Annotated in this window: 21 protein-coding genes and 2 tRNA genes; 12 read left to right on the plus strand and 11 right to left on the minus strand. The window is 35.0% G+C overall.

Annotated features, from left to right (window positions below):
• Positions 1–12 precede the first annotated feature (12 nt).
• Positions 13–690 carry a PH domain-containing protein gene (locus tag FLB_RS08455; RefSeq protein ID WP_064715516.1) on the plus strand — a complete coding sequence of 226 codons (678 nt, stop codon included), beginning with the start codon at positions 13–15 and terminating at the stop codon, positions 688–690.
• A 67-nt stretch (positions 691–757) separates the two neighbouring features.
• On the opposite strand, the gene FLB_RS08460 is transcribed toward FLB_RS08455, so the two are convergent.
• On the minus strand, positions 758–1,858 hold the full coding sequence (locus FLB_RS08460) for a DUF4407 domain-containing protein (RefSeq protein ID WP_064715517.1): 1,101 nt from the start codon (positions 1,856–1,858) through the stop codon (positions 758–760).
• Positions 1,859–2,128: 270 nt separating this feature from the next.
• Here FLB_RS08460 and FLB_RS08465 point away from each other — a divergent pair, with 270 nt between their 5' ends.
• The 3 genes from FLB_RS08465 to FLB_RS08475 all read left to right on the plus strand — a co-directional run bounded on the left by FLB_RS08465 (position 2,129) and on the right by FLB_RS08475 (position 7,048).
• Positions 2,129–4,942 carry a TonB-dependent receptor gene (locus FLB_RS08465; RefSeq protein ID WP_064715518.1) on the plus strand — a complete coding sequence of 938 codons (2,814 nt, stop codon included), beginning with the start codon at positions 2,129–2,131 and terminating at the stop codon, positions 4,940–4,942.
• A 66-nt stretch (positions 4,943–5,008) separates the two neighbouring features.
• Positions 5,009–5,992 (plus strand): metallophosphoesterase, encoded by a 984-nt coding sequence (locus FLB_RS08470; RefSeq protein WP_064715519.1) that lies wholly within the window; start codon positions 5,009–5,011, stop codon positions 5,990–5,992.
• Positions 5,993–5,995: 3 nt separating this feature from the next.
• A complete protein-coding gene (locus FLB_RS08475) occupies positions 5,996–7,048 on the plus strand; it encodes a phytase (RefSeq protein WP_064715520.1) in 1,053 nt (350 codons plus the stop codon).
• Positions 7,049–7,134: 86 nt separating this feature from the next.
• On the opposite strand, the gene pckA is transcribed toward FLB_RS08475, so the two are convergent.
• Both pckA and FLB_RS08485 read right to left on the minus strand, forming a co-directional pair.
• Positions 7,135–8,736, minus strand: coding sequence for a phosphoenolpyruvate carboxykinase (ATP) (gene pckA / locus FLB_RS08480; RefSeq protein ID WP_064715521.1), 1,602 nt, complete (start codon positions 8,734–8,736; stop codon positions 7,135–7,137).
• Between the two features lie 71 nt (positions 8,737–8,807).
• On the minus strand, positions 8,808–9,203 hold the full coding sequence (locus FLB_RS08485; protein WP_064715522.1) for a DUF423 domain-containing protein: 396 nt from the start codon (positions 9,201–9,203) through the stop codon (positions 8,808–8,810).
• Between the two features lie 152 nt (positions 9,204–9,355).
• Here FLB_RS08485 and FLB_RS08490 point away from each other — a divergent pair, with 152 nt between their 5' ends.
• Complete coding sequence (locus tag FLB_RS08490) at positions 9,356–10,726, plus strand: saccharopine dehydrogenase family protein (protein WP_064715612.1); 1,371 nt, start codon at positions 9,356–9,358, stop codon at positions 10,724–10,726.
• A gap of 90 nt (positions 10,727–10,816) precedes the next feature.
• On the opposite strand, the gene FLB_RS08495 is transcribed toward FLB_RS08490, so the two are convergent.
• The 5 genes from FLB_RS08495 to FLB_RS08515 form a co-directional block, all read right to left on the minus strand.
• On the minus strand, positions 10,817–11,524 hold the full coding sequence (locus FLB_RS08495) for an energy transducer TonB (RefSeq protein ID WP_064715523.1): 708 nt from the start codon (positions 11,522–11,524) through the stop codon (positions 10,817–10,819).
• Between the two features lie 31 nt (positions 11,525–11,555).
• The gene (locus tag FLB_RS08500) at positions 11,556–13,358 is read right to left on the minus strand and encodes a M56 family metallopeptidase (protein ID WP_082923250.1); all 1,803 of its coding nucleotides are present in this window, start codon (positions 13,356–13,358) and stop codon (positions 11,556–11,558) included.
• On the minus strand, positions 13,355–13,729 hold the full coding sequence (locus FLB_RS08505) for a BlaI/MecI/CopY family transcriptional regulator (protein WP_064715525.1): 375 nt from the start codon (positions 13,727–13,729) through the stop codon (positions 13,355–13,357). Before FLB_RS08505 ends, FLB_RS08500 begins: the two co-directional genes overlap by 4 nt.
• A gap of 3 nt (positions 13,730–13,732) precedes the next feature.
• Positions 13,733–14,164, minus strand: coding sequence for a hypothetical protein (locus FLB_RS08510; protein ID WP_064715526.1), 432 nt, complete (start codon positions 14,162–14,164; stop codon positions 13,733–13,735).
• A 264-nt stretch (positions 14,165–14,428) separates the two neighbouring features.
• On the minus strand, positions 14,429–15,817 hold the full coding sequence (locus FLB_RS08515; protein WP_064715527.1) for a dipeptidase: 1,389 nt from the start codon (positions 15,815–15,817) through the stop codon (positions 14,429–14,431).
• 107 nt (positions 15,818–15,924) lie between these two features.
• Here FLB_RS08515 and FLB_RS08520 point away from each other — a divergent pair.
• Positions 15,925–16,006: transfer RNA gene (locus FLB_RS08520), tRNA-Leu, on the plus strand.
• Between the two features lie 118 nt (positions 16,007–16,124).
• Here FLB_RS08520 and FLB_RS08525 read toward each other — a convergent pair.
• A tRNA-Phe gene (locus FLB_RS08525) sits at positions 16,125–16,197 on the minus strand.
• 122 nt (positions 16,198–16,319) lie between these two features.
• Between FLB_RS08525 and FLB_RS08530 the strand changes: the two genes are divergently transcribed.
• The 5 genes from FLB_RS08530 to FLB_RS08550 all read left to right on the plus strand — a co-directional run bounded on the left by FLB_RS08530 (position 16,320) and on the right by FLB_RS08550 (position 21,391).
• The gene (locus tag FLB_RS08530; RefSeq protein WP_064715528.1) at positions 16,320–17,054 is read left to right on the plus strand and encodes a type III pantothenate kinase; all 735 of its coding nucleotides are present in this window, start codon (positions 16,320–16,322) and stop codon (positions 17,052–17,054) included.
• Positions 17,047–18,294: a hypothetical protein gene (locus FLB_RS08535; protein WP_064715529.1), complete on the plus strand. Its 1,248-nt coding sequence runs from the start codon at positions 17,047–17,049 to the stop codon at positions 18,292–18,294. The genes FLB_RS08530 and FLB_RS08535 overlap by 8 nt, the downstream gene beginning before the upstream one ends.
• Before the next feature lie 23 nt (positions 18,295–18,317).
• A complete protein-coding gene (gene lptC / locus FLB_RS08540; protein ID WP_064715530.1) occupies positions 18,318–18,872 on the plus strand; it encodes an LPS export ABC transporter periplasmic protein LptC in 555 nt (184 codons plus the stop codon).
• Positions 18,873–18,884: 12 nt separating this feature from the next.
• Positions 18,885–19,079: a hypothetical protein gene (locus FLB_RS08545; protein ID WP_064715531.1), complete on the plus strand. Its 195-nt coding sequence runs from the start codon at positions 18,885–18,887 to the stop codon at positions 19,077–19,079.
• A 212-nt stretch (positions 19,080–19,291) separates the two neighbouring features.
• A complete protein-coding gene (locus FLB_RS08550) occupies positions 19,292–21,391 on the plus strand; it encodes a peptidylprolyl isomerase (RefSeq protein ID WP_064715532.1) in 2,100 nt (699 codons plus the stop codon).
• 122 nt (positions 21,392–21,513) lie between these two features.
• Here the strand turns inward: FLB_RS08550 and FLB_RS08555 are convergent, their stop codons facing one another.
• Both FLB_RS08555 and FLB_RS08560 read right to left on the minus strand, forming a co-directional pair.
• On the minus strand, positions 21,514–22,434 hold the full coding sequence (locus FLB_RS08555; RefSeq protein ID WP_064715533.1) for a GYDIA family GHMP kinase: 921 nt from the start codon (positions 22,432–22,434) through the stop codon (positions 21,514–21,516).
• A gap of 22 nt (positions 22,435–22,456) precedes the next feature.
• Positions 22,457–23,773, minus strand: a complete 1,317-nt coding sequence (locus FLB_RS08560) for a hydroxymethylglutaryl-CoA reductase, degradative (RefSeq protein ID WP_064715534.1) — start codon at positions 23,771–23,773, stop codon at positions 22,457–22,459.
• A gap of 320 nt (positions 23,774–24,093) precedes the next feature.
• On the opposite strand from FLB_RS08560, the gene FLB_RS08565 reads away from it, so the two are divergent.
• Positions 24,094–26,265, plus strand: a complete 2,172-nt coding sequence (locus FLB_RS08565; protein ID WP_064715535.1) for a S9 family peptidase — start codon at positions 24,094–24,096, stop codon at positions 26,263–26,265.
• Positions 26,266–26,294: the final 29 nt, after the last annotated feature.

Below are 26,294 nucleotides of genomic sequence, written 5' to 3' on the forward strand. Positions count from 1 at the left end.
CATACTATTACAATGAAAGAACAAATCAAAAAGTTTTTGAACGAAGAACAAGATCCAAAAGCAATCGAGAAAGTTACGGCAAAGTTGAATGATATTCTGATGAAAAACGAAGAGGTAGGGTATATTGCCGTACAAAAGAAACCTGCTTTGACCGTTTTGCCAGATAGTATTGTCTTGACCAATAAGAGAATCATCATTTGCCAACCTAAAAACTTAGGACTTTCTATGCATTTTATAGATTATACTTGGGATGAAGTAGACGGTGCTTTTGTAAAAGAGAATATTTTAGGTTCAGAGTTTACTTTCTCTACCAAAACAGAGTTGCAAGTAACAATTGATTACATTCCAAAAATTCAAGCTCGCAAAATTTATACGTATGCTAAAGAACAATTGGATAGTATGAAAAATGGTGCGGCTATTTCTAATACCGAACCGGTTAATACTCCCGAAGCGGAAATAATCGAAGAAGTAGAAACAGAGGAAGTGACAAATTTTGCAGAGATTATACCCGCTACAATCAGTCATGAAGCAAGTATTGTCAGCGAATCTGAGCCTGGCGTAAGTAATGCAAGTTTGAATCAAGAAGAATTGTTTGCCAAATTGCAGAATTATAAAAAACTTTTAGATAATGGTTTGATTCTTCAAGGTGAGTATGATGCTTTTAAGAAAGAAATCTTGAGTCAGATGTAATTAATGTTGTATTATTCACATAAAAAAAACGTCTAATTGGACGTTTTTTTTATGGAAATCTATAGGTTTATAAAGTATTTTTTTGCTTTGCTACAAAAGTATTCGATTGCAATTCAAGCAAATCAGCGGCGTTCTTTCGTTGTAAGTCATACAACCGTTTGTCCTCGGCAATATCCGCATAGACTTTGTCATGCATGCTAGCGCTGGTTTGTACCAAAAGTGAACGTTGGTATTTATCTTGTTCGATTGTTGCTTTCAGTGCAGTTTCTAGGTCTTCTAGTTTATAATCATATTCGCCTTTGGGCGCCAATAATTTGGCAATAATTGGCGAAGTTTCTATGGCTAAGAAAAGTAACATGATAAAAAATGAAGGCAACCAAGGCAAACTATTCAAAGCATTGATTCTAGCCATTAGTCCATCAAAACCATCAATAATGGGTTGGGTTTGAGATACCTTTTTGTCTAAATCGGTTTGTAGTTTTTTGTTTTCTTTTTCAAGTACGGCAATTTTGGCCAGATTGTTTTTTTGTAAAGTATCCAATTCTTTTTTAGACAAATCGTGCTTGGCTATTTTTTCTTTAAAAACTGGACCTTTGCCTAATTTTTTGGTACCAGCCGTTCCTTCGGCTTCAGCAATATAAGTTGCATAAAGTGTATTGACTTCTTTTTCTTTTTTACTGATCTCAGTTTTCAAATTGCTAATCTCGGCTATGTTTTTATCCAAATCGGTTTTGAAATAAGCTGCGACTTCTTTTTTGTTTTTCAATGCCATGGCATTTTTCTCTTTCAAAAGTACGGTGTTGATTTCTTTTTCGAAGATTTTAATTTCTAAAGGTTTCGAAATAACAATCGCAATGATAATCGCTAATAGAATTCTAGGTGTTGCTTGCAAGAATTCAGCGGTAAAATTGTCTCTTTTTCTAATAGTGGAAACGATAAATCGATCCAGATTGAAGATTAGTAAACTCCAAACCAAACCAAAGGCAATTGCAGGGTAAACACTATCGAACACCGTAAAAAGAGCATAGGCACTAGCCAAAAATGCCATTACAGCAGTAAAAAATACGGTGGCTCCAATACCCACAAATTTGGTTTTTTCTCCTTGGGAACATCCTTCTAATAGGTTTTTGTCTGCCCCAGAGCATAAAATAAAAAAAGTTTGTAACATGATTGATTGATTTTTTTGATTGATACTTACAAATTTAACGCCAAAAAATCATTTTACTGATAAAATATTGATTCTATTTTAGTTATAATCAATGCTTTTTGCTTTCGCTATGCAGGTGTTATGCTTATGTTGTGACTATGTTATGGTGATGTTTCAGATTTGTTACGAATAGTAGACGATAGGCTAGATTCATAACAAATTAATAAAAAAGAAGTAAAAGACTGTTAAATTTAGTTAAGTAGTTTTGCCTTTTAACCATTAAATACTTATATGAAAACAAAGTTACTGTTGCTGCTATTTTTTACTTTTCTAATCTCTCATGCCCAAAAAGGGGTAATCTCGGGGAAAGTATTAGACACTGATGATCAATTACCACTTCCTGGGGCTTTAATCCAAATAGAAGGATTCAATAAATATGCTGTATCAGATTATACAGGGAATTATGAGTTTTTAAACTTAAATGCAGGAAAATATGTTCTGCATGTAAAATATATGGGGTATACGCTGAAAACTATGGATGTAGAAGTAGAAGGAGGAAAAAACGTGAGCGTTACTTTTAACTTAAAAGCTACGGGTACTGAATTAAATGAGGTAGTGGTTGGCGATCGATTAAAAGGGCAATCCAAAGCCTTGAACAAGCAAAAAACCAATCAAAATATTACCAATGTGATTTCTTCGGATCAAGTGGGTCGTTTCCCAGATGCCAATGTTGGAGATGCTTTAAAAAGAGTGCCAGGTATTACGATGCAAAATGATCAAGGAGAAGCTAGAAATATTATTATTAGAGGTTTAGCGCCTTCTTTAAACTCAGTTACGTTGAATGGAGATCGAATTCCTTCCGCCGAAGGGGACAATCGTAATGTACAAATGGATTTAATTCCAGCAGATATGATTTCGACCATTGAAGTAAACAAAACGCTTACCTCGGATATGGATGCCGATGCTATTGGAGGTTCCGTCAACTTAATCACTCGTGCTACACCAAATGCACCTAGAATATCGGCTACTCTTGCAGGTGGATATAGCCCTATTAGAGAAAAGGGGAATTATACAGCAGGTCTAATTTTAGGGAATCGTTTTTTAGATAAAAAATTAGGTGCAGTTTTAAGTGCCTCGTATAACAACAATAATTTTGGTTCTGATAATGTTGAAGGCGTTTGGGTGAAAGGAAAAAAAGACCAAGTTTATATGGAAGAATATGATGTTAGAAAATATGATGTACAACGTATTCGAAACTCCTTTTCGTTAGCTACGGATTATAAGTTTAACGAAAATAATTCTATTTATGTTAATGCGATGTACAACTTCAGAGATGATTTTGAAAATCGCTACCGTACGAGGTTTCGTGGAATTAAACCAACTTATGACGCAAATTATAACATCATTGGATACAAAGGTGATGTACGAAGACAAACAAAAGGTGGAATTGAGGCTAACAAAAACGCACGTTTAGAACGACAAATTGTTCAAAATTATGCCATAGGAGGGGAGCACCTTTTAAGTTCAAAACTTGACATGGATTGGGCTATTAATTACGCAAAGGCCAGTGAGGATAGACCAGGCGAACGTTACGTAGAATATCAAAATACCAAATTAGATATTAATCAAGATTTAGTGGATACTAGATTTCCATTACTTTCATCACTTGGAGCTAATGCTACTGATAAATTCAAATTTAGAACCCTTTCTGAAAACGATAATTATACAGAAGAATCAGAATTTGGAGCAAAGTTAAATTTCAGAGTACCATTCTCAGTAATTGAAGATCAAAAAGGAAGACTTCGCTTTGGTGCTAGAGCTAGAATAAAAGACAAAAAAAGAGAGAATACTTTTTTCGAATATACACCAATAACGGCGCTTGGTAATCTAAATGTAATTTCATCTAGTTTTTACGGTGGTGAGCAATTTCAACCAGGTTCACAATATATTCCTGGAACATTTGCTAGTAATTCCTTCTTAGGAGCTTTAGACTTGAATAATTCAGTATTGTTTACTAAAAAAGATATTCCTTCTGAATATTTGGCTTTGAATTATAAATCTAAAGAAAATATTTATGCTGGTTACATTCGTTGGGATCAGGATTTTACTTCCAATTTATCTATGATTGCTGGATTACGTGTTGAAAATACAGCTATTGATTATACAGCAAATTATGTAGAAGATGAAGAAAAAAAGCTTAAGGAAATCAATAATACCAATTCCTATACAAATGTATTGCCTAGTGTAGCGTTTAAATACAACGGTAAAAAGGATTGGGTATATAGAACAGCCTTTACTACTTCTTTAGCGAGACCTAATTATTATGATTTGTCACCATTTATAAGTGTTGTTCCAGCTGATGATTCAGAAATCCTTGCGGGTAATCCTAACTTAAAAGCTACGTATGCATACAATTTTGACCTAATGGCCGAAAAATATTATAAAAATGTAGGATTATTGTCAGGTGGCGTTTTTTATAAAAACTTGAATAACTTTATTTATACGTATAGAAATAATCAATATACTAATGCTGATTTTACTGCCGATTTCCCAGGACAGCCTAATCCAATTCCTGCTATTAATCCTGGGAATTGGGGATTAACACAACAAAGAAATGGCGAAAACGTAAGTGTTTATGGATTTGAAATTGCGATACAAAGGCAATTGGACTTCATTCCAGGAAAATTCTTTAAAGGCTTAGGCGTTTATTTGAATTATACTTTTACAGCTTCTGATGCTAAAGGAATTACGAATTCAAGTGGAGAGGAACGAAAAAATGTAAGTTTGCCAGGAACTGCTCCTCACATGTTTAATGGCTCTTTATCGTGGGAAAATAAAAGATTTTCTGCGCGGGTTTCACTTAATTATGCCGCGGATTATTTAGATGAATTAGGTGCCAATGAATTCGAAGATCGATATTATGATAAACAATTATTTGTAGATGCAAATGCCTCTTATAAAATAACTAAGCACTTAAGAATATTTGCAGAAGCAAATAACTTAACCAACCAACCTTTACGCTATTACCAAGGTATAGCTTCTCGCACAATGCAAATGGAATACTATCAAGCTAGATATAATTTTGGTTTGAAGTTTGATTTGTAATTGTTGTCTGTTTTTGTTGCGAAACAAACAGGATGTATTTCCTGTTTGTTTTTTTAATTTTACTCCATGAAGAATTTATTTATATGTTTTTTTGTCGCACAACTACTTTGTGCTCAAACTCCTTCCCAAAGAGAACCTTCAGGCTACACAGGAGGTTATTTGTCTCAATTACAACAAACCCATAAGAGCCTGAACTTTTTATTGATGGGAGATTTTGGTCGCTATGGACAGTTTTACCAAAAGGAAGTAGCTACCCAAATGGGAAAAGCAGCTGCTTCTCTCGATGCTAAATTTGTGATTACAGTGGGAGATAATTTTTATCCTAATGGTGTTCGCAGTACACAAGATTATTCGTGGATGGCTTCTTTTGAATCGGTTTATACGGATTACAATTTGCAGAACGATTGGTATGTTACTTTGGGGAATCATGATTATAGAGGTAGTTTAAAAGCGCAAATTGATTATTCGAACATAAGTAGACGTTGGCATCTGCCTTCAACCTATTACAAAAAAATGATTGATTTGGAAGATGGTAATAAACTCTTGCTTTTGGTTATGGATACTTCGCCATTTATAGACAGCTATTATAAAAAAGGGACAGATATGTACGATAATCTTATAGCTCAAGATACGACAGCACAAAAGAAATGGCTAATTAAGGAGTTGGAAACCAAAGATGCTGCTGTAAAATGGAAAATTGTCGTGGGACATCATCCCTTATATAGTGGAGGCAAAAGAAAAGACAGTCCAGAGACTAAGAGTTTTGAAAATAAATTTGCCACTATTTTTGATACTTATAAAGTTGATGCATATTTCTGTGGACATGAACATGATTTGCAAATTATTAAACCCAAAAATCGTTACACTACTCAGTTTTTGTCCGGTGCTGCCTGCGAAGTAAGACCTTCTGGAACTCGTGAAGGAACCTTGTTTTGGGCTGAAAAAGCAGGTTTCATGACTTTTTCTGTAACCAAAGACCAATTAGTGGCACAGGTTGTTGACGCTGAGGGTAATGTTATTTTTAAAACGAATATTGATAAAAAAAAGTAAAAAATGAATAAGTATAGTAGTTTGATAGTGGTTGCTGCTTTTGTAACATCTTGTTCCAGTTCATTAGCACCCTTGCGAAAAGATGGACTAAAACCAACAGTAGTAACCGAAACCGTTTTGCACGATACTGATGATCCAGCCATTTGGATTCATCCAACAAATCCTCAAGAAAGTCTTGTTATTGGTACAGATAAAGATACTGATGGTGGTTTGTATGTGTTCAATTTACAAGGCAAAATCATAAAAAAATCAGAAACCATCAAGAGACCTAATAATGTGGATATTGCCTATGGTTTACAAATTGATGGTGTATTGACTGATATTGCAGTAACAACAGAACGTGAAACGAATAAAATTCGCATTTTTAGCCTGCCCGACTTGAAGCCTTTGGATAACGGTGGTATTCCTGTTTTTGAAGGGGAAATGGAGAGAGATCCAATGGGAATTGCAATCTATACACGCCCATCAGATAAAGCGGTTTTTGCAATTGTAGGTAGAAAATCTGGACCTTCAGGTTCTTATTTATGGCAATATGAATTAAAAGGAACTTCGGATACTAAAGTTGAAGCTACTTTGGTGCGTAAGTTTGGAGCCTACAGCGGAAAAAAGGAAATCGAAGCCATTGCAGTAGATAATGAATTGGGAGCGGTTTATTATTGCGACGAGCAATTTGGAATTCGAAAATACAAAGCCGATCCTGCATTAAATGACAATCAAGAATTAGCGTTGTTTGGACAAAAAGATTTCAAATCCGATCATGAAGGAATGGCTATTTATAAAGCTTCTGCAATTACGGGATACATTTTGGTTTCTAATCAACAGGCCAATTCTTTTATGGTGTATCCAAGAGAAGGAAGTAATGGCAATCCGAATGAATATAAACTATTGGCAGAAATTCCAACTTCTACCATAGAATGCGATGGTGCCGATATTACGGCTATTAATCTCGGTAAACCTTTCGATAAAGGATTGTTTGTAGCCATGAGCAACGGAAAAACGTTTCACTTTTATGACTGGAAAATCATTCAAGAAGCTATCGATAAGCATAAAAAATAGCCAGCTGAGTTAACAATAAAAAAGAGCTGTTTCGCAAAGAACAGCTCTTTTTAGTTTTGGTTAGTTTATTTTGGTTTTGGTAATTTTTATGCTTTTGGAGCACCAGCCAAAATTTCTTCGTTAGCAAATTCTTCAAATTTCTCAAAGTTTGCTTTGAATTTTTGAGCTAGTTCAACTGCTTTTACGTCATATAATGCTTTGTCTTCCCAAGTATTTCTTGGATTTAAGATTTCAGCTGGAACATTTGGACATTCTTGTGGAATGGCAATTCCAAATACATCATGATTTATAAACGGAACCGCATCCAATTCTCCATTTAAGGCTGCGGTAATCATGGCACGAGTATATTTTAATTTCATTCGGCTGCCTGTTCCGTAAGCACCACCTGTCCAACCTGTGTTGATTAACCATACGGTAACATTGGCATCTTTCATTTTTTTGCTCAACATTTCAGCATATTTAGTAGGATGCAATGGCATGAAAGGTGCGCCAAAACATGCTGAGAAATTAGGCTGTGGTTCTGTTACACCAGCTTCTGTTCCTGCTACTTTTGCCGTATAACCAGATATAAAGTGATAAGCAGCTTGACCTGGAGTAAGTTTTGATATTGGAGGAATAATTCCAAAAGAATCAGCCGTTAAAAAGAAAATATTCTTTGGGTTTTTACCAATAGACCCTGGTTGAATATTATCGATATGGGTAATTGGGTAGCTTACTCGAGTGTTTTGTGTAATAGAAACATCATCAAAATCTACTTCGTTAGTACCTGATTTAAACACAACATTCTCTAAAATAGCTCCTCTAGTGATGGCTCTGAAAATATCTGGTTCATTTTCTTCTGACAAGTTGATTACTTTGGCATAACAACCTCCTTCAAAGTTGAAAACAGTGTTCTCGTTTGTCCAACCGTGTTCGTCATCCCCAATTAGTTTTCTTTCTGGATCAGCAGATAAAGTTGTTTTTCCTGTTCCTGAAAGACCAAAGAAGATAGCAGTATCTCCATTTTTTCCCACATTGGCACTACAGTGCATAGGTAACGTATTTTTGTAAACCGGTAAGATAAAATTCAAGGCAGAGAAAATTCCTTTTTTCATTTCTCCGGTATAACCAGTACCTCCAATTAGCGCAATTTTTTTAGTAAAATCTAAAATAGCAAAATTGCTCTGACGTGTACCGTCAACTGCTGGATTGGCTTCAAAACTTGGTGCACAAACCACAGTCCATTCTGGAGTAAAATTTTCTAATTCTTGTTCAGTTGGACGCAAAAACATATTATAGCAAAACAAGTTTGCCCAAGGTGTTTCGGTAACTACGCGTACATTCAATTTATAGTTTGAATCGGCACAAACATAAGCATCTCTTACAAAAACTTCTTTATTAGATAAGTGAGCTGTTACTTTTTTGTATAAAGCATCAAAAGCAGCTGGCTCGAATGGGATATTAACTTTTCCCCACCATACTTTGTCTTCTGTAATACTGTCTTTTACAATAAAACGATCTTGAGGCGAGCGACCTGTAAATGTCCCTGTAGTAATGGCTAAAGCTCCTGTAGAGTTCTCTATACCTTGACCTAAAGCAATGGTTAAATCTTGTAATTCATCTGGAGTTAATTGATACTGAATTTTGGCATTCTCAATTCCTAATTTTTCTAACGAAATCGTTTTCGTAAAAAGGGTGTTAGTGTCCATAAAATTGTATTTGGTTTTTATTTGTTTCGATGTAAAAGTGTATTTTAATTATTATGTAGCTGTTTATGGTGTCATATTTCCTTTTTATTCTTTTTTAAAAAGTCAAATAATAAAACAACCCAAGCTGAAATAAGAAGTACTCCTCCGATAGGAGTAATGAAGCCGATTTTCTTAAAATCAAAAGATGTTAAAGAATTAGTAGCTAAAAAATAGATGGAGCCTGAAAATAAAATGACTCCAGAAACTGTAAGATAATAAATGATTTTTTGTGATTTTTCAGATAGGGAAGTACTTAGACCAATGAATAAGAGGAATAATGCATGATACATTTGGTAGCGTACCCCCGTTTCGAAGGTAACGAGTTCTTCTGTTGAAAGTATTTTTTTTAAGGCGTGCGCACCAAAGGCTCCTAAAATGATAGCTATCATTCCTAAAAGGGCAGCAGTTGAAATTACTTTTTTGCTCATAGTTCCTATTTAGAATCTACTGCAAAAGTATTTATTACATTTCAAACAAAAAGGGTTATTTCTGTTTTATTTTTAAATTTTGATGTTTTAACACAATCTGTTTGTTATAAATACAACAAAATAGTATGTTTGTGTTAAATATTTACATTTTTATGAGAACAATACTCATTATAGGCGCTGGAAGATCAGCCTCATCGTTAATACAATATTTGCTAGCTAAGTCTGAAACAGAGCAATTGCATCTAATTATTGGGGATTTATCATTGGAATTGGCTCATAAAAAGACCAATAATCATCCTAATGCAACCCCAATAGCTTTAGATATATTTAATACACAACAACGACAAGATGCGATTCAAAAAGCCACTATCGTTATTTCAATGTTACCCGCCCATTTGCATATTGAAGTAGCGAAAGATTGTATTTTGTTCAATAAACATATGGTTACCGCTTCTTACATCAGTGAAGCTATGCAATCTTTGGATGCCGAAGCCAAGGCCAAAGGACTCATTTTTATGAACGAAATTGGTTTGGATCCTGGGGTTGATCACATGAGTGCTATGAAGGTTATTGATGAAATCAAAGAAAAAGGTGGAAAAATGCTGATGTTCGAATCATTTTGTGGTGGATTGGTCGCTCCAGAATCGGATACGAATATTTGGAATTATAAATTTACATGGGCACCAAGAAATGTGGTGTTAGCTGGTCAAGGTGGTGCGGCCAAATTCATTCAAGAAGGCGCCTACAAATACATACCCTATTGCAATTTGTTTCGCAGAACCGAATTTTTAGAAGTCGAAGGTTATGGTAGATTCGAAGCTTATTCTAATCGTGATTCTTTAAAATACAGATCGGTTTACGGTTTAGATGATGTGCTTACTTTATATAGAGGTACTATTCGCAGAGTAGGATTCTCTAAGGCTTGGAATATGTTTGTACAGTTAGGTATGACCGATGATAGTTACATAATGGAAGGCTCAGAAGAAATGACCTATCGACAGTTTGTGAATTCCTTTTTGCCATATCACCCCACCGATTCTGTTGAACTAAAAATGCGTCACATTCTCAAAATCGATCAAGATGATATTATGTGGGATAAATTAGTAGAGTTGGATTTGTTCAGCCGTATCAAGAAAGTAGGTTTGAAAGATGCGACACCTGCACAAATTTTAGAAAAGATACTTTCTGATAGTTGGACTTTACAACCTGAGGATAAAGATATGATTGTCATGTATCACAAATTTGGCTACGAATTAAATGGCGTAACTTCTCAAATCGACTCAAAAATGGTATGTATTGGCGATGACCAAATGTACACGGCTATGGCGAAAACAGTTGGACTTCCCGTAGCAATGGCCGCTTTATTGATTTTAAATGGTAAAATACAAACTAGCGGTGTACAACTTCCTATCCAAAAAGAAGTTTACGAACCCATCCTGAGAGAATTAGAATCATACGGCGTTGTTTTTCATGAACAAGCCATGCCTTATATGGGGTACAATCCTGATAAAATCTTCAATTAGTTTTCTTTTTTAATTTTAATTTTTTTTGAGTTTATTTGTTAACCGCTTCTCTAAACTTGTACTTGAAGAGAAGCGGTTTTTTTTATGAATTTAAGCTTTTGGGTTTATTGTAATAGGTAATGAATATTTGACTCTCACAGGTTCACTGTTGATTTTTCCAGGAATCCATTTTGGAGCACTTTTTACTACTCGTATCGCCTCATCAACAGTTCCGTAACCAACATTATCTCTTAAAGTTGTAATTTCGGTAAGAGACCCATCTGTTTCTATAATAAAACTAAGATAAATTTTGCCTTTGGCTTTTTGCTCTACTGCCTCTTTCGGTAGGGTAAAATGCATTGCAACGTACTTGTAAAAGGCTTCCATTCCATTCGGGAATATAGGGTCTTCGGTAATTTCATTGACTTGATACACTACATTTTCACCCTTTTTAGTTTTTTTGTTTTTTGGGTCAAAAGCATCTATGATTATTACGGCAGGTCCTCCTTTTTGTAATATTTGATCGAGTTCTTCCTTGGTTGGCATTGTCTTACTTCCTCCTAAAAAACTCGGCACCAGCTTTTTTTCTGCTTGGTTTAATTGAGTGTATTTTTTTTCGGCTACAATATCCCCCTTTTCATTTTTGATTTTAAAAACGGTGTTGTTGAAATAGTTTTGATACAGTGTGCCTGTTTCTTTTTTTTGTGATGGATTTTCTTGAGCGTTTGTAAAAGAATTTACGATTAATGCCAAAACTAGCATCGTGCTGCGAAACCATCTAGTGGGTTTCTTTTTTAATGGAAATTGTGATGTTTTCATGGTCTTTTTTTTGGTTAAATAATTTATTGTTTTATGAATTAGAACTCATAATAGTGATGGGTAAACTATATTGTACACGAACTGGCACGCCGTCTTTCTGAGCGGGAATCCATTTAGGGGAGAGTTTGATTACGCGAATGGCTTCTTCGCCGGTCCCATGTCCAATATCTCTCAAAACACTTGCATTAGTAATGCTTCCATCTTTTTCGATAATGAACATAACGTATACTTTGCCTTTCAAATTAGTAACAGTTGGAGTTTGAAAATTATTTCCCACGAATTGGTAGAACTTCTCCATGCCTCCAGGGAATTCGGGTTTTTCAGTTATACCTGCTACATTAAACACAACATCATTCGATACTGGTGGATTGTGTTCTTTTGTACTTTCTTGTAGCAAATTGATTAAAGTCTCAGTTTTTGGACCGGGATTTAAATTTGCTAGGTTTTTATTAGGGCTGACTAATGACTCTTCTTTTGTATTTGTTTTTGAATTTTTGGGTGATTTTTTCGTGTCACTAAGAACAATATCGATGCTTTTACCAGAAAACTTTTTATGCGCATTTTTTAAATGTTTGTCATAATAGGCCTCTGTGTAGAAACTATACTGAAAAGGCTGCGGAAATTTTTTGCTTCTAGCATTTTTATGAATAAAACTTCCTGTAAAATAAGCAATTTTATCTGGTGAGTAGACCTCTAAATGACTATTGCTGGTGTGCATACCGTCAATCCAGATGGCATATTTTTTACTGTTTTTGAAATCTTCAAATTCTGCCTTTGTAGGGATTTTTTTTGAGTATTTTTTAGGAGTATAGGATAAGTACCTATTTTTTTCTTCCAAAGTCAAATCTTCGTATTTTTTGGAGAAGGTGATGTTTCTTTTTTTATCAGTAACATTAACTAGTACACCTGCATAGTAGACATCTCTGTCGTTGCTTGATGCAACAGTATATTTGGTATTTATATTTGTTTTTGGTTGTATTTGTGCTACACTATCGATACAGAAATAGCAGAATAGTGCCGTAAAAATTGGTAATAGCGCCAGTTGCTTGCTAAGGATCATCTTTTTTGAAGAATTTCGACTCATCATAAGAAAGCGTTTTTTGGTGACTTGAAAATTCAAATTACTGGCTAGATACAAAGGCGGGTTACAACTTGCTTTGGATAACAATAGCGATTGATAAAATGGAATGTTTTGGTACGATTGCACCACTTTTTCATCGGCTAGGAATTCATGATTGAGTTGGATGGCTTTTTTGTACAAAATAAATAAAGGATTGAACCAAAAAACTGCTTTGATTAGTTCTACAAATAGAACATCTAGCGTGTGCTTTTGATTAACATGGGTCATTTCATGTGCAAACAATTCTATTTCAATTTTGCGTTCTTGGTATTCCGCTTCATTGATGAAAATGTAATTCATAAAAGTATGCGGTAACACGGGTTCTTGAAGTAATACTAAAGTCGCGTTTTGAAACGTGAGTGTTGTGTTATTCTTTTTTAATTGATAAAAAGTGATAATATTTCGAGTAAATCTAAATGTTAGAATTGCCGTTACTAAGACATAAATACCCCATAGTGTTTGTTCGAGATAATTGGTTTCTTCTGCAATTATCATAGTTCCTTCAGAAAAACGCATCGGAATTGGAGTGGTCACAGGAGTCGTAATTTCTTTAATAATTTCAATAGAAATAAAAGGTATAAGAAGTGAAAAAAGCAAACTAGTTAATAGGTAAAACCGATTAAAACGGTGCATTTTTTCCTTTTCCAGAAAAAGCTGATATACTACCAATAGGATAGTGGCAGCGATAGTTGAGGTTAGCAAGTACTGTGTCATGGTTTCTTTTTTTGGATTTCGTTATCGATGATTTTTTTTAGTTCCTCAAGTTCTCTTGCGGTTAGGTTTGTTTCTTTGGTAAAAAACGAAGCAAATTGAGACGCTGAATTATTAAAGAAATTACTAATTAATCCATTGACATGTTTTGAGAAATAATCGTTTTTGGCAATCAATGGGTAATATTCCCTAGAGTTGCCATATTCTTTGTAAGCTACAAACTGCTTGTCAATCATTCTTTTTAATAAGGTAGCAATCGTTGTTGTAGCAGGTTTTGGTTCAGGGTAGGCTTCGAGTAGGTCTTTCATAAAGGCTTTTTCGAGTTGCCACAAATGTTGCATGACTTGTTCTTCGGCGTTGGTTAGTTGTTGCATAGTTTATTGTTTTGTGTTTTTTATTTCTTTTTCTGAGATAAGTTCTCCCTTGTCGTACAATCGGGTGATGATTAAATCTTTTTTGGTGTCGAAATACTCCCATCGGCCGGAGTAAAACCAATGAATGTCTTTCCCTTTTTCAATCAACTGTGTAATTCCTTTGGCTTGAAGCGCTCCATTGGGGTGGTAAAAGCGCACTTTGCAATACTCTTTTTTATAAGTTTCTTTTTTGATGATTTTGCCATTGGCATAATATTTCCATTTTTTGATTGGCTCTCCTTCTTTGTATCTTCCAATAGATTTGTAGCGAATGGTGTCCAAAGTATATTTTTCGATCCATTTGCCGTGCATTTTTTTGTCTTTCTTTTGATTGATGTGTTGTACTTGGCAACTACATAAAAGGAACAGTACAAATAGAAAGATTGGTTTAATCATTGCTCTACAGAATAATACATTGTTCTACAAATGTAGAATAAAAAATAATGTGTGCAACAAAATGATTAACTTTTTTGCAATGAGTGGTTTAGAAACGGTTTTGCGTAAGGGGTAGAAGCGGCATCCTTTTTGGGGACGCGCTTTTTCGGCGTGGCCCCAAAAAGATATAGCGGATGACCCGACCCGCTTTTTCTGCGGGTTACGCCCAAAAAAAAATCCGCTCAATCAAGTAAGAAGGAGCGGATGTTTATGTAAAAAGAGTGTTTATTTGCTTAACTCTACAAAATATTTATAGAAAAGTGGAATAGTTTCGATTCCTTTGAGGTAATTGAAAATTCCAAAATGTTCGTTTGGTGAATGAATCGCATCGGAGTCTAAACCAAATCCCATCAGGATCGTTTTGCTTTTCAATTCTTTCTCAAACAAGGCTACAATTGGAATACTACCTCCAGAACGAACTGGAATGGCTGGAACGCCAAAAGTTTCCGTATAGGCTTTATTCGCGGCTTGATAACCAATGCTGTCGATAGGAGTTACATAACCTTGACCACCGTGATGAGGTTTAACCACTACGCTTACGCCGGCTGGAGCAATACTAATGAAATGTTTCGTGAACAAATCGGTAATCACTTCCCAATCTTGATTAGGCACTAAGCGCATCGAAATTTTCGCATAGGCTTTGCTGGCAATGACTGTTTTGGCTCCCTCTCCAGTATAACCTCCCCAGATTCCATTCACATCGAGTGTTGGTCGGATAGAATTACGCTCATTCGTGGTGTAGCCTTTTTCGCCATAGACATCATTAATGTCGAGTGCTTTTTTATAGTTTTCTAAGCTAAAAGGTGCTTTGCCCATTTCAGCTCTTTCTTCCAGAGATAATTCTTCGACATTGTCATAGAAACCTGGAATGGTGATATGATTGTTTTCGTCGTGAAGCGAAGCAATCATTTTAGATAAGATATTGATTGGGTTGGCAACTGCGCCACCGTATAACCCGGAATGTAAATCGCGGTTCGGACCAGTCACTTCTACTTCTACATAACTCAATCCACGTAATCCTGTGGTGATAGATGGTTGCTGATTAGAAATCATTCCTGTATCCGAAATTAAAATCACATCGTTTTTTAATTTCTCGGTATTGTTTTCTACAAATGTTTTTAGGTTTACGCTGCCTACTTCTTCTTCGCCCTCAATCATGAATTTTACATTACAAGGTAACGTATTGCTTTGAATCATATATTCAAAAGCTTTTACGTGCATGTACATTTGGCCTTTGTCATCGCAGGCACCACGAGCAAAAATAGCGCCATCTGGGTGAATAGCCGTAGGTTTGATTACGGGTTCGAAAGGAGGAGAAGTCCATAATTCAACAGGATCAGCGGGTTGCACGTCGTAGTGGCCGTACACCAAAACGGTTGGTAAACTAGGATCTATGATCTTTTCACCATAAACAATCGGATAACCTGCGGTTTCACAAATCTCAACAAAATCGCAACCTGCTTTTTCTAAACTGATTTTTACGGCTTCGGCAGTATCTAACACATCTTGCGAGAAAGCGGTGTCAGCACTTACGGAAGGAATTTTTAATAATTCTACTAATTCATTGATAAAGCGTTCTTTATGTTGCTGAACGTAACTATTTCTATTTTCCATTTGGATGTTTAATTTTAGCTTTTCAAAAGTACAAAAAATAGAATAGAAATTTTTTGTAAATATTACTTTGAAAATACGAACTTATGCTTATATTTGCACCCACAAACGCGGATATGGCGAAATTGGTAGACGTGCCAGACTTAGGATCTGGTGCCGCAAGGCGTGTAGGTTCGAGTCCTATTATCCGCACTTTAAAAAAAGCTTCTCATTACGAGAAGCTTTTTTTTTGTGCTATATTTTAATGAATTTAAATTTTTTTTGGAAAGGTATAAAAACAAAAAACCCGAATATTGCTATTCGGGTTTCGTGGTACCTCCAGGGATCGAACCAGGGACACATGGATTTTCAGTCCATTGCTCTACCATCTGAGCTAAGGTACCTTTACAATTTTAAGCGGTAGTGCTTGTTGATTGCGGGTGCAAATATAGAACCATTTTTAATTTATCCAAAACAATTTTTAAAAAAAATCTATTCGTACCTTCGCTTTTATTAAAGTAAAAGTATGGTTTTGACAGTCGACATTGGTAATACTCGCATTAAAGGTGCTGTATTTGAGCAGTATACTCTAATTGAATTTTTGGTTTTTGAAGTTGAAATGCTTCAAAAAAAAATTGAAATTATTTTAAAAAAATTTCCAAATCTTAAGTATTTGGTCGTTTCTTCGGTTGGAAATGTAGAAAGAGAGCTCTTTTTAGCTTTTGAATCTAGGTTGAAAGTTCATTTTGTATCCCATAAGGATGCTTTTCCGTTTATAAATAAATATGCAACGCCCACTACACTCGGAATAGATCGCATGGTTTTGGCGGCTGGAGCCACACTTCGGTTTCCGGGTCAAAATAGATTGGTAATAGATGCGGGAACTTGTGTAACTTACGATTGTATCGATGCGAATGATCATTATTTAGGAGGGGCTATTTCCCCTGGGATTCGATTGCGTTATCAATCGTTACATAATTATACGGCTAGATTGCCATTGTTGACTAGTTGTGAACCAGCATTTTTCATTGGTAATTCTACTGTAGATTCGATTCATTCGGGTGTTGTAAACGGGTTGGCTTATGAAATTGACGGTTTTATAGACGAGTTCAAAGCAAAGTATTCAAAATTTATAATAATTTTAACGGGGGGCGATGCAGATTTTTTGGCGATGCGATTAAAAAATACCATATTTGCCAATTCAAATTTCCTTTTAGAGAGTTTGAATCAAACATTTCAATATACAATCAACAATGATTAAAAAAATCTTTATAGCATCTTGTTTGCTTTTTTCATTAGTATCCTTGGCTCAACAAGGTACTTCTTCCCCTTACTCTTATTACGGAATTGGAGACATCAGATTTAGAGGAATGTTGGAGAATCGATCTATGGGAGGCGTGGCAGTTGAACAAGATAGTATTCATATAAATGTTGAAAATCCAGCAAGTTATGCTAGTTTAAAAAACACGACGCTAACTATGGGAGGTACTTATGGTACAAAAACACTTAAAGATGATGTGAATAATGCAACCGCTAAAAGAACCACATTGGATTATATGGCAGTTGCTATTCCGATTGGTAAAGCGGGTATAGGATTTGGATTGCTTCCTTATTCTTCAGTGGGGTACAAAATACAATCCATAAGTGCTGATGGTTCTAAAAATAACAAACGCTTAGAAGGAACTGGAGGCGTGAATAAAGTTTTTTTTGGTAGCGGTTATAAAGTGACCAAAAACTTTAGTCTTGGTGCTGATGTGCAATATAATTTTGGAAAAATTGAAACCGATAATTTAGAATACATTACCGATGTGCCAGTTGGAACAAGAGAAACTAATGTGGCGTATGTTTCTGGACTCAATTTTAACTTAGGCGCTATGTATCAAGCAAAAATTACTCCGAAAGTAAATCTGTATTCTAGTGTGAATTATACTTTCAAAGGCAATTTAACTTCTGAAAATACTAGAACTATTTCTACAGTGGATTATGATGGAACTTATGATATTGATCCAGAAGGTTTTGATGAAGTTAATACTGCTAAAAAATTAGTATTACCAAGTAAGCTGACGTTAGGGTTAGGTTTTGGAGAATCTAGAAAATGGATGGTAGGAGCAGAAGTAGCTATGAGAGAAGCAGGGAACTTGGCAAACAATTACAACAATGTAACCGGTGTGACTTTCAATAAATACAGCCGCTACAGTTTAGGTGGATATTATATCCCTAATTACAATTCTTTTACTAGCTATGCAAAACGAATCGTGTATAGAGGTGGATTTCGTTTCGAAAAAACAGGTTTGATGGTTCAAAATCAAAATATTGTTGACAAATCAGTGACTATAGGTTTTGGTTTGCCGTCACTAGGATCGTATTCTAATTTTAATATTGGATTGGAGTATGGGATAAAAGGAACTACAGCTGCTGGCTTAATTCAAGAAAATTATTTCAATGCAAGTGTAAGTTTCTCTTTGAACGACAAATGGTTTGTTAAAAGAAAATTCTACTAGAAAGTAGTGTTTAATTCAATTCAATGGTTTTTTCCTTAAAACATTATTTTGCTGCTTTGCTGTTAACGACTCTACTTTGGAGTTTAGTTTCTTGTGAAAGTAATTTTAAAGAATTACAAAAAATAAATCTTTCCGAGTTTAATCCAACTGGTGAAGCTGATTCAATCAATGTAAAGTATACCGACTCGGGTAGAATTTCTGCTATTTTGATTAGTTCTAAGATGTTAGATTATTCGGTAGTAGATTTTCCTTTTACAGAATTTCCAAAAGGAATCGATGTAACCCTGTATGATGCTAAAGGAAAGCAAACCTTTGTAAGGTCTAATTATGCCATTTCTTATAAATCGACAGGTATAATTGATTTGCAAGGAAAAGTAAAAATTACGACACAAGATGGTCAGGTTTTGGAAACAGAGCAATTGTACTTTGATCAAAAAAACGAATGGTTTTATACCGAACGCCGTTTTACTTTTACCAGCCCAAAAGGGTCCTCTACTGGTCAAGGGATAGATTTTAGTAAAGACTTTAAAGTGATAAATTCTCAAAAAATCTCTGGCGAAGTTGAAGCCAATAAATAAAATCGATATATAATGAAATATTTAAAATTTACTTCTTACGCTTATTTGGCTTTTGCCTTGTTTTTTGTTTACGATGGCATAACCAAATGGAATGAGCCAACACAAGGTCCTTGGCTTAGTTTTGGAATAGCAGCAGTGGCTGTTTTTATGTTCTTCTTTAGAGCTAAATATTCTAAACGTTTCGAAGATCGCAATTCGAATCAATAGTTTTTTGTCTCAAAAAGGGTAGAGCAAACCATTGAAAATATTTTTTCTATAGAAGCGGTTTTAAAAACAAGACGGTGTTCGTTAAAATAACTGCAAACGCATTTTTTTTTTAAAACTTAAAAAAAACTTCTAAAATAAAACACTCCAATTGTTATTATTAACTAGATAATTGTATTTTCGCAAACTGAATATAAAAATTAACAACAATAGAAATGGCAGTTTTAGCAAAAATTAGACAACGTTCCGCTTTATTGATTGCAGCAATCGCAATTGCATTGTTTGCATTTATCATACAAGATCTTATTGGAAAAGGTGGCCTTGGTCAAAACACAAAAGATGTTGGAAGTATTAATGATAAAGATATTGCTTTTGAAGATTTCAGACTTAAAGTAAGTAATCTTGAAAAAAGCGGTCAAGGAATTACTCCAACGGATGCCGCTAACAGAGTTTGGGAACAAGAAGTTACATTGGCTTTGTTGACTTCTGAGTTCGAAAAATTAGGATTGCGTGTTGGTGAAAAACACATTATTGAAGTGTTAAAAGCAGATCAAAATATCGGTAAAAACCCAATGTTTTTGAACGCCGCTGGACTATTTGACTTAGCTAAATTTAAAGATTTTTTCAAGTCAAATCCAGAACAAGCACAATTTTTGAAAGACAGAGAGAAAGATGCTGAAATCAACGCTAAGTATCAAATTTACAACACACTTGTGAAATCAGGTCTTTACACTACAGACGCTGAAGGTAAGTATAAATACGAAGCAGAAGCTAATAAAGTAAACTTTGCTTATGTAGCTGGTTTATATTCTACTATTAAGGACAGTGATGTAAAAGTTACTGATGCTGAAATTACTGAGTACATGAGCAAGAACAAAAAGAAATTTAAGGCTGATGAGTCTCGTGAAATTTCTTATGTATTGATTGAAGATAAAGCCTCAGCTCAAGACGAAGCTGAAGTTAAAAATAAAATCACAAGCTTGTTGTCTGGAAGTGTTGTTTATAATCAAGCAACTGGAAAAAATGATACGGTTCCAGGGTTTAAAAATGCTAAAAATGCGATTGACTTTGTGAATGCAAATTCTGACGTTCCTTACGATTCTACCTATATTGCCAAAAAAGATTTACCTGCGGTAGATGCTGATCGTTTGTTTAGCTTGCCATCAGGTGCTGTTTATGGACCTTACAAGTTTGGTAACTACTACTGTTTGTCTAAATCTTTAGGTTTTAAATCAGGGGTAAATGCAAAAGCAAGTCATATTTTAATTAGCTACGAAGGAACTCAAGTACCTAATAAAAAAGAAGTAAGAACCAAAGAAGAGGCTAAAGCTAAAGCGGAGTCTATCTTGGCTCAAGTTACTGCAAATCCAGATAGCTTCTTGATGTTGGCTTTTACGGCTTCGGATGATTCATCGGCACAACAAGGAGGTGATTTGGGGTATTTTGGTCCAAATGCAATGGTAAAGCCGTTTAATGATTTTGTTTTCAATAACGGAATTGGAAAAATAGGATTAGTAGAAACTCCTTTTGGTTTTCACATTATCAAAATTACGGATAAACAAGACGGAATTCGTTTAGCTACAGTGGCACAACGTATCGAAGCTTCTGATGCAACCTCTGATAAATTGTTTGCTCAAGCGACACAATTTGAAATGGAAGCAGCAGAAAAAGATTTTGATAAGTTAGCCAAAGACATGAAATTAACAGTTGCTCCATTGGTTACAGCTAAAGCAATGGATGAGAATTTTGGTTCATTAGGAAATCAAAGAGCTATTGTTAGATGGGCTTTTGAAGAAGATTCAAAAGTGGGTTCCATCAAACGTTTTGAAGTAGCTAATGTAGGTCACGTGATTGCTAAAGTGAAAAGCATTGATAATTCAGGTTTAGTAGCTGTATCTTTGGCAAGACCTTATGTAGAGCCAATTCTTAAGAATAAGAAAAAAGCTGAAATGATTAAAGCTAAAATGACAGGAAGTTCATTAGAAGCTATCTCAAAAACAGTCGGTGCACCTATACAACAAGCCGCAGGTTTGACATTAGAAAATGCTGTACTTCCAGGTGGAGTTGGTCAAGAAGCTAAAGTGGTTGGTAATGCATTAGCTTTGGCTGCTAATAAAATGTCTGCTCCAATTGAAGGAAATACTGGGGTTTATGTAGTGAAAAATATAAGCACAGTAAAAGCGCCAACATTGAAAAGTCACGCAGCTTATGTAACTAAATTGAAAGCACAAAATAGTGGAGATAGTAACAGAGTGATTCCAGCGTTGAAAGCTTCTGCTACAATTGAAGACAATAGAAAACAATTTAGTTTCTAGACAAAAACTAGTTGTTATATTTTATAAAAAAAGCCAGATGCATTGATTTGTATCTGGCTTTTTTATTTGTAAAAAATTTTATTTTTTGATGATTGATTTTCTAAAATCCTATTTGAGTAATTTTAAGCCCCTAAAACCATCTCTTTGTAAGGAATGATTGTTGTGTAGCCTTTCTCGGCAAAATAATCTGTTGGGTCGTCAATAGAAATAGCCAAAACAAAATCACCACCCCAAGCGCCTAAGCTTTTTATTACGCCATCAAAATCTGGAAAAAGCGCTTCTTGTACGGTTAGTAATTCTAAAATGGTGCTCATTTTATTTTCGTGTAGTTGTAGTGCGTTAGCAAATGATTTGATGCTTTTAGCATTGGCTGCAGCATAGGTTAGTTTATTAATAGCAACAATATCCTCTTGTAAACTTTGATTTTTGTTGTTGTAGTAAGCTGCAATTGCTGCTTTACTACTTTGTTTTTGGTTCAGATATACAAAATACAAATTCGAGGCAAATTCTGGTTGAAACACCAAGGGTGTAACGATGGGTTTTTGATGTTCCAAGCGATAGAAAATAGGGGTATTATGTTGCGCACATGCAATATCATAACCGCTTCCACCGAAACTGTTGTTGAGCAATTCAAAAGCATCTATATTTAGCCATTGCGCCAAATTGTTAATCAAAGTAGATGAAGTTCCCAATCCCCATTTTTTTGGAAAAGTGAGTGTGGTTTCAATCTTATATCCAGTTGTTTTTTGAAAGGCATTGGGTTGTAGCAACTGTGCATGATGTAAAATAGTCAACAAAGTGTTTTTTACCGAGGAATCTGTGGTTTCTTTGTGAGTAATAATGGCTTCCAGCTCTAGTTCGTCTTCAAACCAAATGGTGCCATTGGCATCAAAACTTTTCCATGAGATAGTTGGTTTTTCCTGAGGAACAACTTGTAGGTTTTGCCCCATTTTGGTGGGAAGTGCTAAGGCATTGGCGCCATCCAAAACCAGGTATTCACCAGTAAGTAACAGTTTTCCGTTGCTGTAAAAAGTCTGCTTCATGCGTAAAATAAATTGTTGTTTTTTATTTTCTTAATTCTTCTATGTAGCTCACAACGGCACTGTGCGAAATAGTATGGTTTTTGAAATGTTTTTTGATGGCAAGACGTTCTTCTTCATTTACCATAAATTGATTTAAAATATTGTTTAAATGCATTTTCATGTGTCCTTCTTGAATGCCGGTGGTCGTTAAAGAACGCAGTGCTGCAAAATTTTGTGCAAGTCCAGCTACGGCTACTAATTGCATTAATTCTTGAGCGGAAGGCTTTTCTAGCATTTCAAGGCATAATTTTACCAACGGATGTAAGGAGGTTAATCCGCCTACCGTGCCTAACGCTAGTGGAATTTCTAACCAAAATTTAAATTGTCCGTTTTCTATTTCGGCATGAGATAAGCTACTGTATTGGCCATTTTTAGAAGCAAAGGCATGTATTCCAGCTTCTACTGCTCTAAAGTCATTTCCTGTTGCTAAAACTACTGCATCGATTCCGTTCATGATGCCTTTGTTGTGTGTAACGGCACGATAGGGTTCTACCTCGGCTATGCGAACGGCTTGCACAAATCGTTGGGCAAACACTTCTGGGTCTGGAATATGTTTTTCAGCTAAATCTTCTATGGGACAAGAAACTTCTGCTCGAACCAAACAATTTGGAACATAATTGGAAAGAATACTCATAATTACTTCGATTTCTTTTTCGTCAGAAGTAAACGCGTCAAAAGTTTGTGCTTGTTCTTTCAATGTTTTGGCAAATTGTTCTAAGCAAGAATTGATGAAATTTGCGCCCATACTGTCTTTTGTTTCGAAGGTAGCATGCAATTGATAGTAATTGGGAATCAATTCGGTTTTGTCTTTCAACTCGATATTTAAAATTCCGCCACCGCGTTGTCTCATGTTTTTGGTTAACGCATCGGTTTCAGAAAAGAAAGTAGTTTTTGTTTGGTTGAAAAAAACGGTCAATTTGTCTTTATCTCCAGTATATAAAAAATGAACTTGACCAATTTTTTCGGTGTTTATTATCGTGGTTTTAAATCCGCCTCTTGTGGCCCAAAATTTAGCCGATTTTGCTGCGGCTGCAACAACCGAACTTTCTTCGATGGCCATTGGAATAGTGCTGTATTTTCCATTGATTAAAAAATTTGGTGCAACACCAAGTGGAATATAAAAGTTGGTAATCGTATTTTCGATGAATTCGTCATGCAATTGTTGTAAAGTAGCATCAGAATTCCAGTATTTTTTTAATAAATCAATTGCTTCTGTAGGAGTAGAAAAATAGTGGTTGGCTATCCAATGTATTTTTTCTTCTTTGGATAATTTTGAAAATCCTGCAATGGTGTTGTTCATTTTCAGCTGATTATTGTTTCTGCAGGCAAATATACGGTTTTGCTTTTTTTTAAAACCATTACTTCTTGTAATCTTAGCTTTTGGGTTGGTATGTGAGATTGGTAAGTTTTAACACATTTCATGACCGATTATTGTAATTTTTTTATTAAAATTGACATCGTTTTACACATAACTTAATTTAGTGCTGTTTTTTGTTTTTATTCCATTATTGTAGCTATGACAAAAAACACACCTAATCCAGTTCGAGTTTTACTATAATTAGCAGTAGTGATTTCAAATAAAATCATGTTTTACTACGATAACATTTAAATTTTACTTTTATGAAATTAGGAAAATTGGCATTGTTTTTTTTTGTTGGCGTTTGTTCTGTTTTTGGACAACAAAAGGTAACCGTTGAATCGATCTTTACCGGTGCTTTTAGAACCAAAGGAATGGATGCTTTACAAGCCATGAAAAACACCAACCAATATACTGTTTTGAATGCAAATAGAGCAAGCGGAAGCGCACAAATTGACTGGTACGATTATGCTACATTAAAAAAAGTAGCCACTTTAATTGATACTAAAGACTTTCCTCAACTATCAAACGGAATTGATAGCTATAGCTTTAGCGACGACGAAAAACTAATGCTAATTGCCAATTCGACACAACCCATTTTTCGTCATTCCTTTACAGCTAATTATTTTTTATACAACATAACTTCTAAACAATTAGTCAAGTTATTTGATTTTCCAGTTCAAGAACCTACTTTTTCGCCAGATGGTAAAAAGATAGCTTATGCAAAAGACAATAACTTGTTTGTTTACGACATTGCCTCCAAATCGATAACCCCAATTACTACAGACGGAAAAAAGAACAGTATCATCAACGGAATTACCGACTGGGTGTACGAAGAAGAATTTGCTTTTGTAAAAGCGTTTGACTGGAGTGCGGATAGCAAAAAAATTGCTTTTATCCGTTTTGACGAATCAGAAGTTCCTGAATTCTCCATGTCTATTTTTCATAAAGACTTATACCCAAAAGTAGAGACTTTTAAATATCCCAAAGCAGGTGAAAAAAATGCAGTGGTCTCATTGCATATTTATGATGTCGCGTCTCAAGCTAAAAAAGACGTGAATTTAGGTAACTATTCTGATTTTTATATTGCAAGATTAAAATGGACAAACGAGGCCAACGTTTTGTCAGCTCAAGTATTGAATCGTCATCAAGACAACTTAGATTTGTTATTTATTGATGGAAATACAGCCACTGCCAAAGTTGTTGTAAACGAAAAAGACAAAGCGTATATCGATGTTACAGATAACTTGACCTTCCTAAAAGACAATAGTTTTATTTGGACAAGCGAAAGAGATGGGTTTAATCATATCTACTTATATGATAAAACAGGAAAATTAAAAAATCAAGTAACCAAAGGAAATTGGGAAGTGACCAATTATTATGGATTTGATGAAAAAAGCAATACCATATTTTATCAATCGGTAGAAAATGGTTCTATCAATCGAGATATTTATCGCATTGGTTTGGATGGTAAGAACAAACTGCGCTTGTCGTCTCAAACTGGAACCAGTGCAGCAACTTTTAGTCCAAATTTCCAATATTTTATTACTACATTTTCAAGCGCAACGCAGCCTCCAATTTATACTTTGAATGAAGCCAAAACAGGAAAGCAGCTGCAAATGATTGAAAACAATCAAACTTTGTCCAATAATTTGAAAAGCTTCAATTTGCCAACAAAAGAGTTTTCTGTTTTGAAAACAGAAAAAGGAATTGAACTCAATATGTGGATGATGAAACCTAAAGATTTTGACCCTAATAAAAAATATCCTGTTTTTATGTTCCAATATTCAGGACCTGGTTCACAACAAGTCAATAATGACTGGAACAATGCCGATGATTATTGGTTTGCCTCGCTTACGCAAAAAGGTTACATTGTGGCTTGTGTTGACGGAAGAGGAACTGGTTTTAAAGGCGCAGCATTCAAAAAAGTAACGCAAAAAGAATTAGGTAAGTACGAAGTTATCGATCAAATTGATGCGGCCAAAGTATTGGGTAGTTATTCGTTTGTAGACAAATCAAGAATAGGAATTTTTGGTTGGTCCTTTGGTGGATTTATGGCATCCAATTGTATTTTGAAAGGAAGCGATGTTTTCAAAATGGCAATTGCCGTGGCACCAGTAACCAATTGGCGTTTTTACGACAGTATTTATACCGAGCGATACATGCAAACGCCTCAAGAAAACCCTACAGGTTACGATGATAACTCACCCATCAACCATGTTCAAAAATTGAAAGGAAAATATTTATTGATTCACGGTTCGGCGGATGATAATGTGCATGTTCAAAATTCAATGCAAATGATGGAAGCCTTAATTCAAGCCAATAAGCAGTTTGATTCTCAAATTTATCCAGACAAAAACCACGGAATTTTTGGGGGCTATACCCGAATTCAACTTTATAATAAAATGACTAACTTTATCCTTGAAAATTTATAATAACTAACCTAAATCATTTAATTTAAACT

This window comes from Flavobacterium succinicans, from assembly GCF_001662485.1.
Taxonomy (GTDB): domain Bacteria; phylum Bacteroidota; class Bacteroidia; order Flavobacteriales; family Flavobacteriaceae; genus Flavobacterium; species Flavobacterium succinicans_A.

Coding starts and splice junctions, on each gene's coding strand:
- lptC (WP_064715530.1), top strand. CDS start 18,318: ATGGTTTTTTCCTTAAAACATTATTTTGCTGCTTTGCTGTTAACGACT.
- FLB_RS08460 (WP_064715517.1), bottom strand. CDS start 1,858: ATGTTACAAACTTTTTTTATTTTATGCTCTGGGGCAGACAAAAACCTA.
- FLB_RS08510 (WP_064715526.1), bottom strand. CDS start 14,164: ATGATTAAACCAATCTTTCTATTTGTACTGTTCCTTTTATGTAGTTGC.
- FLB_RS08465 (WP_064715518.1), top strand. CDS start 2,129: ATGAAAACAAAGTTACTGTTGCTGCTATTTTTTACTTTTCTAATCTCT.
- FLB_RS08490 (WP_064715612.1), top strand. CDS start 9,356: ATGAGAACAATACTCATTATAGGCGCTGGAAGATCAGCCTCATCGTTA.
- FLB_RS08555 (WP_064715533.1), bottom strand. CDS start 22,434: ATGAAGCAGACTTTTTACAGCAACGGAAAACTGTTACTTACTGGTGAA.
- FLB_RS08565 (WP_064715535.1), top strand. CDS start 24,094: ATGAAATTAGGAAAATTGGCATTGTTTTTTTTTGTTGGCGTTTGTTCT.
- FLB_RS08485 (WP_064715522.1), bottom strand. CDS start 9,203: ATGAGCAAAAAAGTAATTTCAACTGCTGCCCTTTTAGGAATGATAGCT.
- FLB_RS08560 (WP_064715534.1), bottom strand. CDS start 23,773: ATGAACAACACCATTGCAGGATTTTCAAAATTATCCAAAGAAGAAAAA.
- FLB_RS08545 (WP_064715531.1), top strand. CDS start 18,885: ATGAAATATTTAAAATTTACTTCTTACGCTTATTTGGCTTTTGCCTTG.
- FLB_RS08500 (WP_082923250.1), bottom strand. CDS start 13,358: ATGACACAGTACTTGCTAACCTCAACTATCGCTGCCACTATCCTATTG.
- FLB_RS08515 (WP_064715527.1), bottom strand. CDS start 15,817: ATGGAAAATAGAAATAGTTACGTTCAGCAACATAAAGAACGCTTTATC.
- FLB_RS08475 (WP_064715520.1), top strand. CDS start 5,996: ATGAATAAGTATAGTAGTTTGATAGTGGTTGCTGCTTTTGTAACATCT.
- FLB_RS08530 (WP_064715528.1), top strand. CDS start 16,320: ATGGTTTTGACAGTCGACATTGGTAATACTCGCATTAAAGGTGCTGTA.
- FLB_RS08535 (WP_064715529.1), top strand. CDS start 17,047: ATGATTAAAAAAATCTTTATAGCATCTTGTTTGCTTTTTTCATTAGTA.
- pckA (WP_064715521.1), bottom strand. CDS start 8,736: ATGGACACTAACACCCTTTTTACGAAAACGATTTCGTTAGAAAAATTA.
- FLB_RS08470 (WP_064715519.1), top strand. CDS start 5,009: ATGAAGAATTTATTTATATGTTTTTTTGTCGCACAACTACTTTGTGCT.
- FLB_RS08455 (WP_064715516.1), top strand. CDS start 13: ATGAAAGAACAAATCAAAAAGTTTTTGAACGAAGAACAAGATCCAAAA.
- FLB_RS08505 (WP_064715525.1), bottom strand. CDS start 13,729: ATGCAACAACTAACCAACGCCGAAGAACAAGTCATGCAACATTTGTGG.
- FLB_RS08495 (WP_064715523.1), bottom strand. CDS start 11,524: ATGAAAACATCACAATTTCCATTAAAAAAGAAACCCACTAGATGGTTT.
- FLB_RS08550 (WP_064715532.1), top strand. CDS start 19,292: ATGGCAGTTTTAGCAAAAATTAGACAACGTTCCGCTTTATTGATTGCA.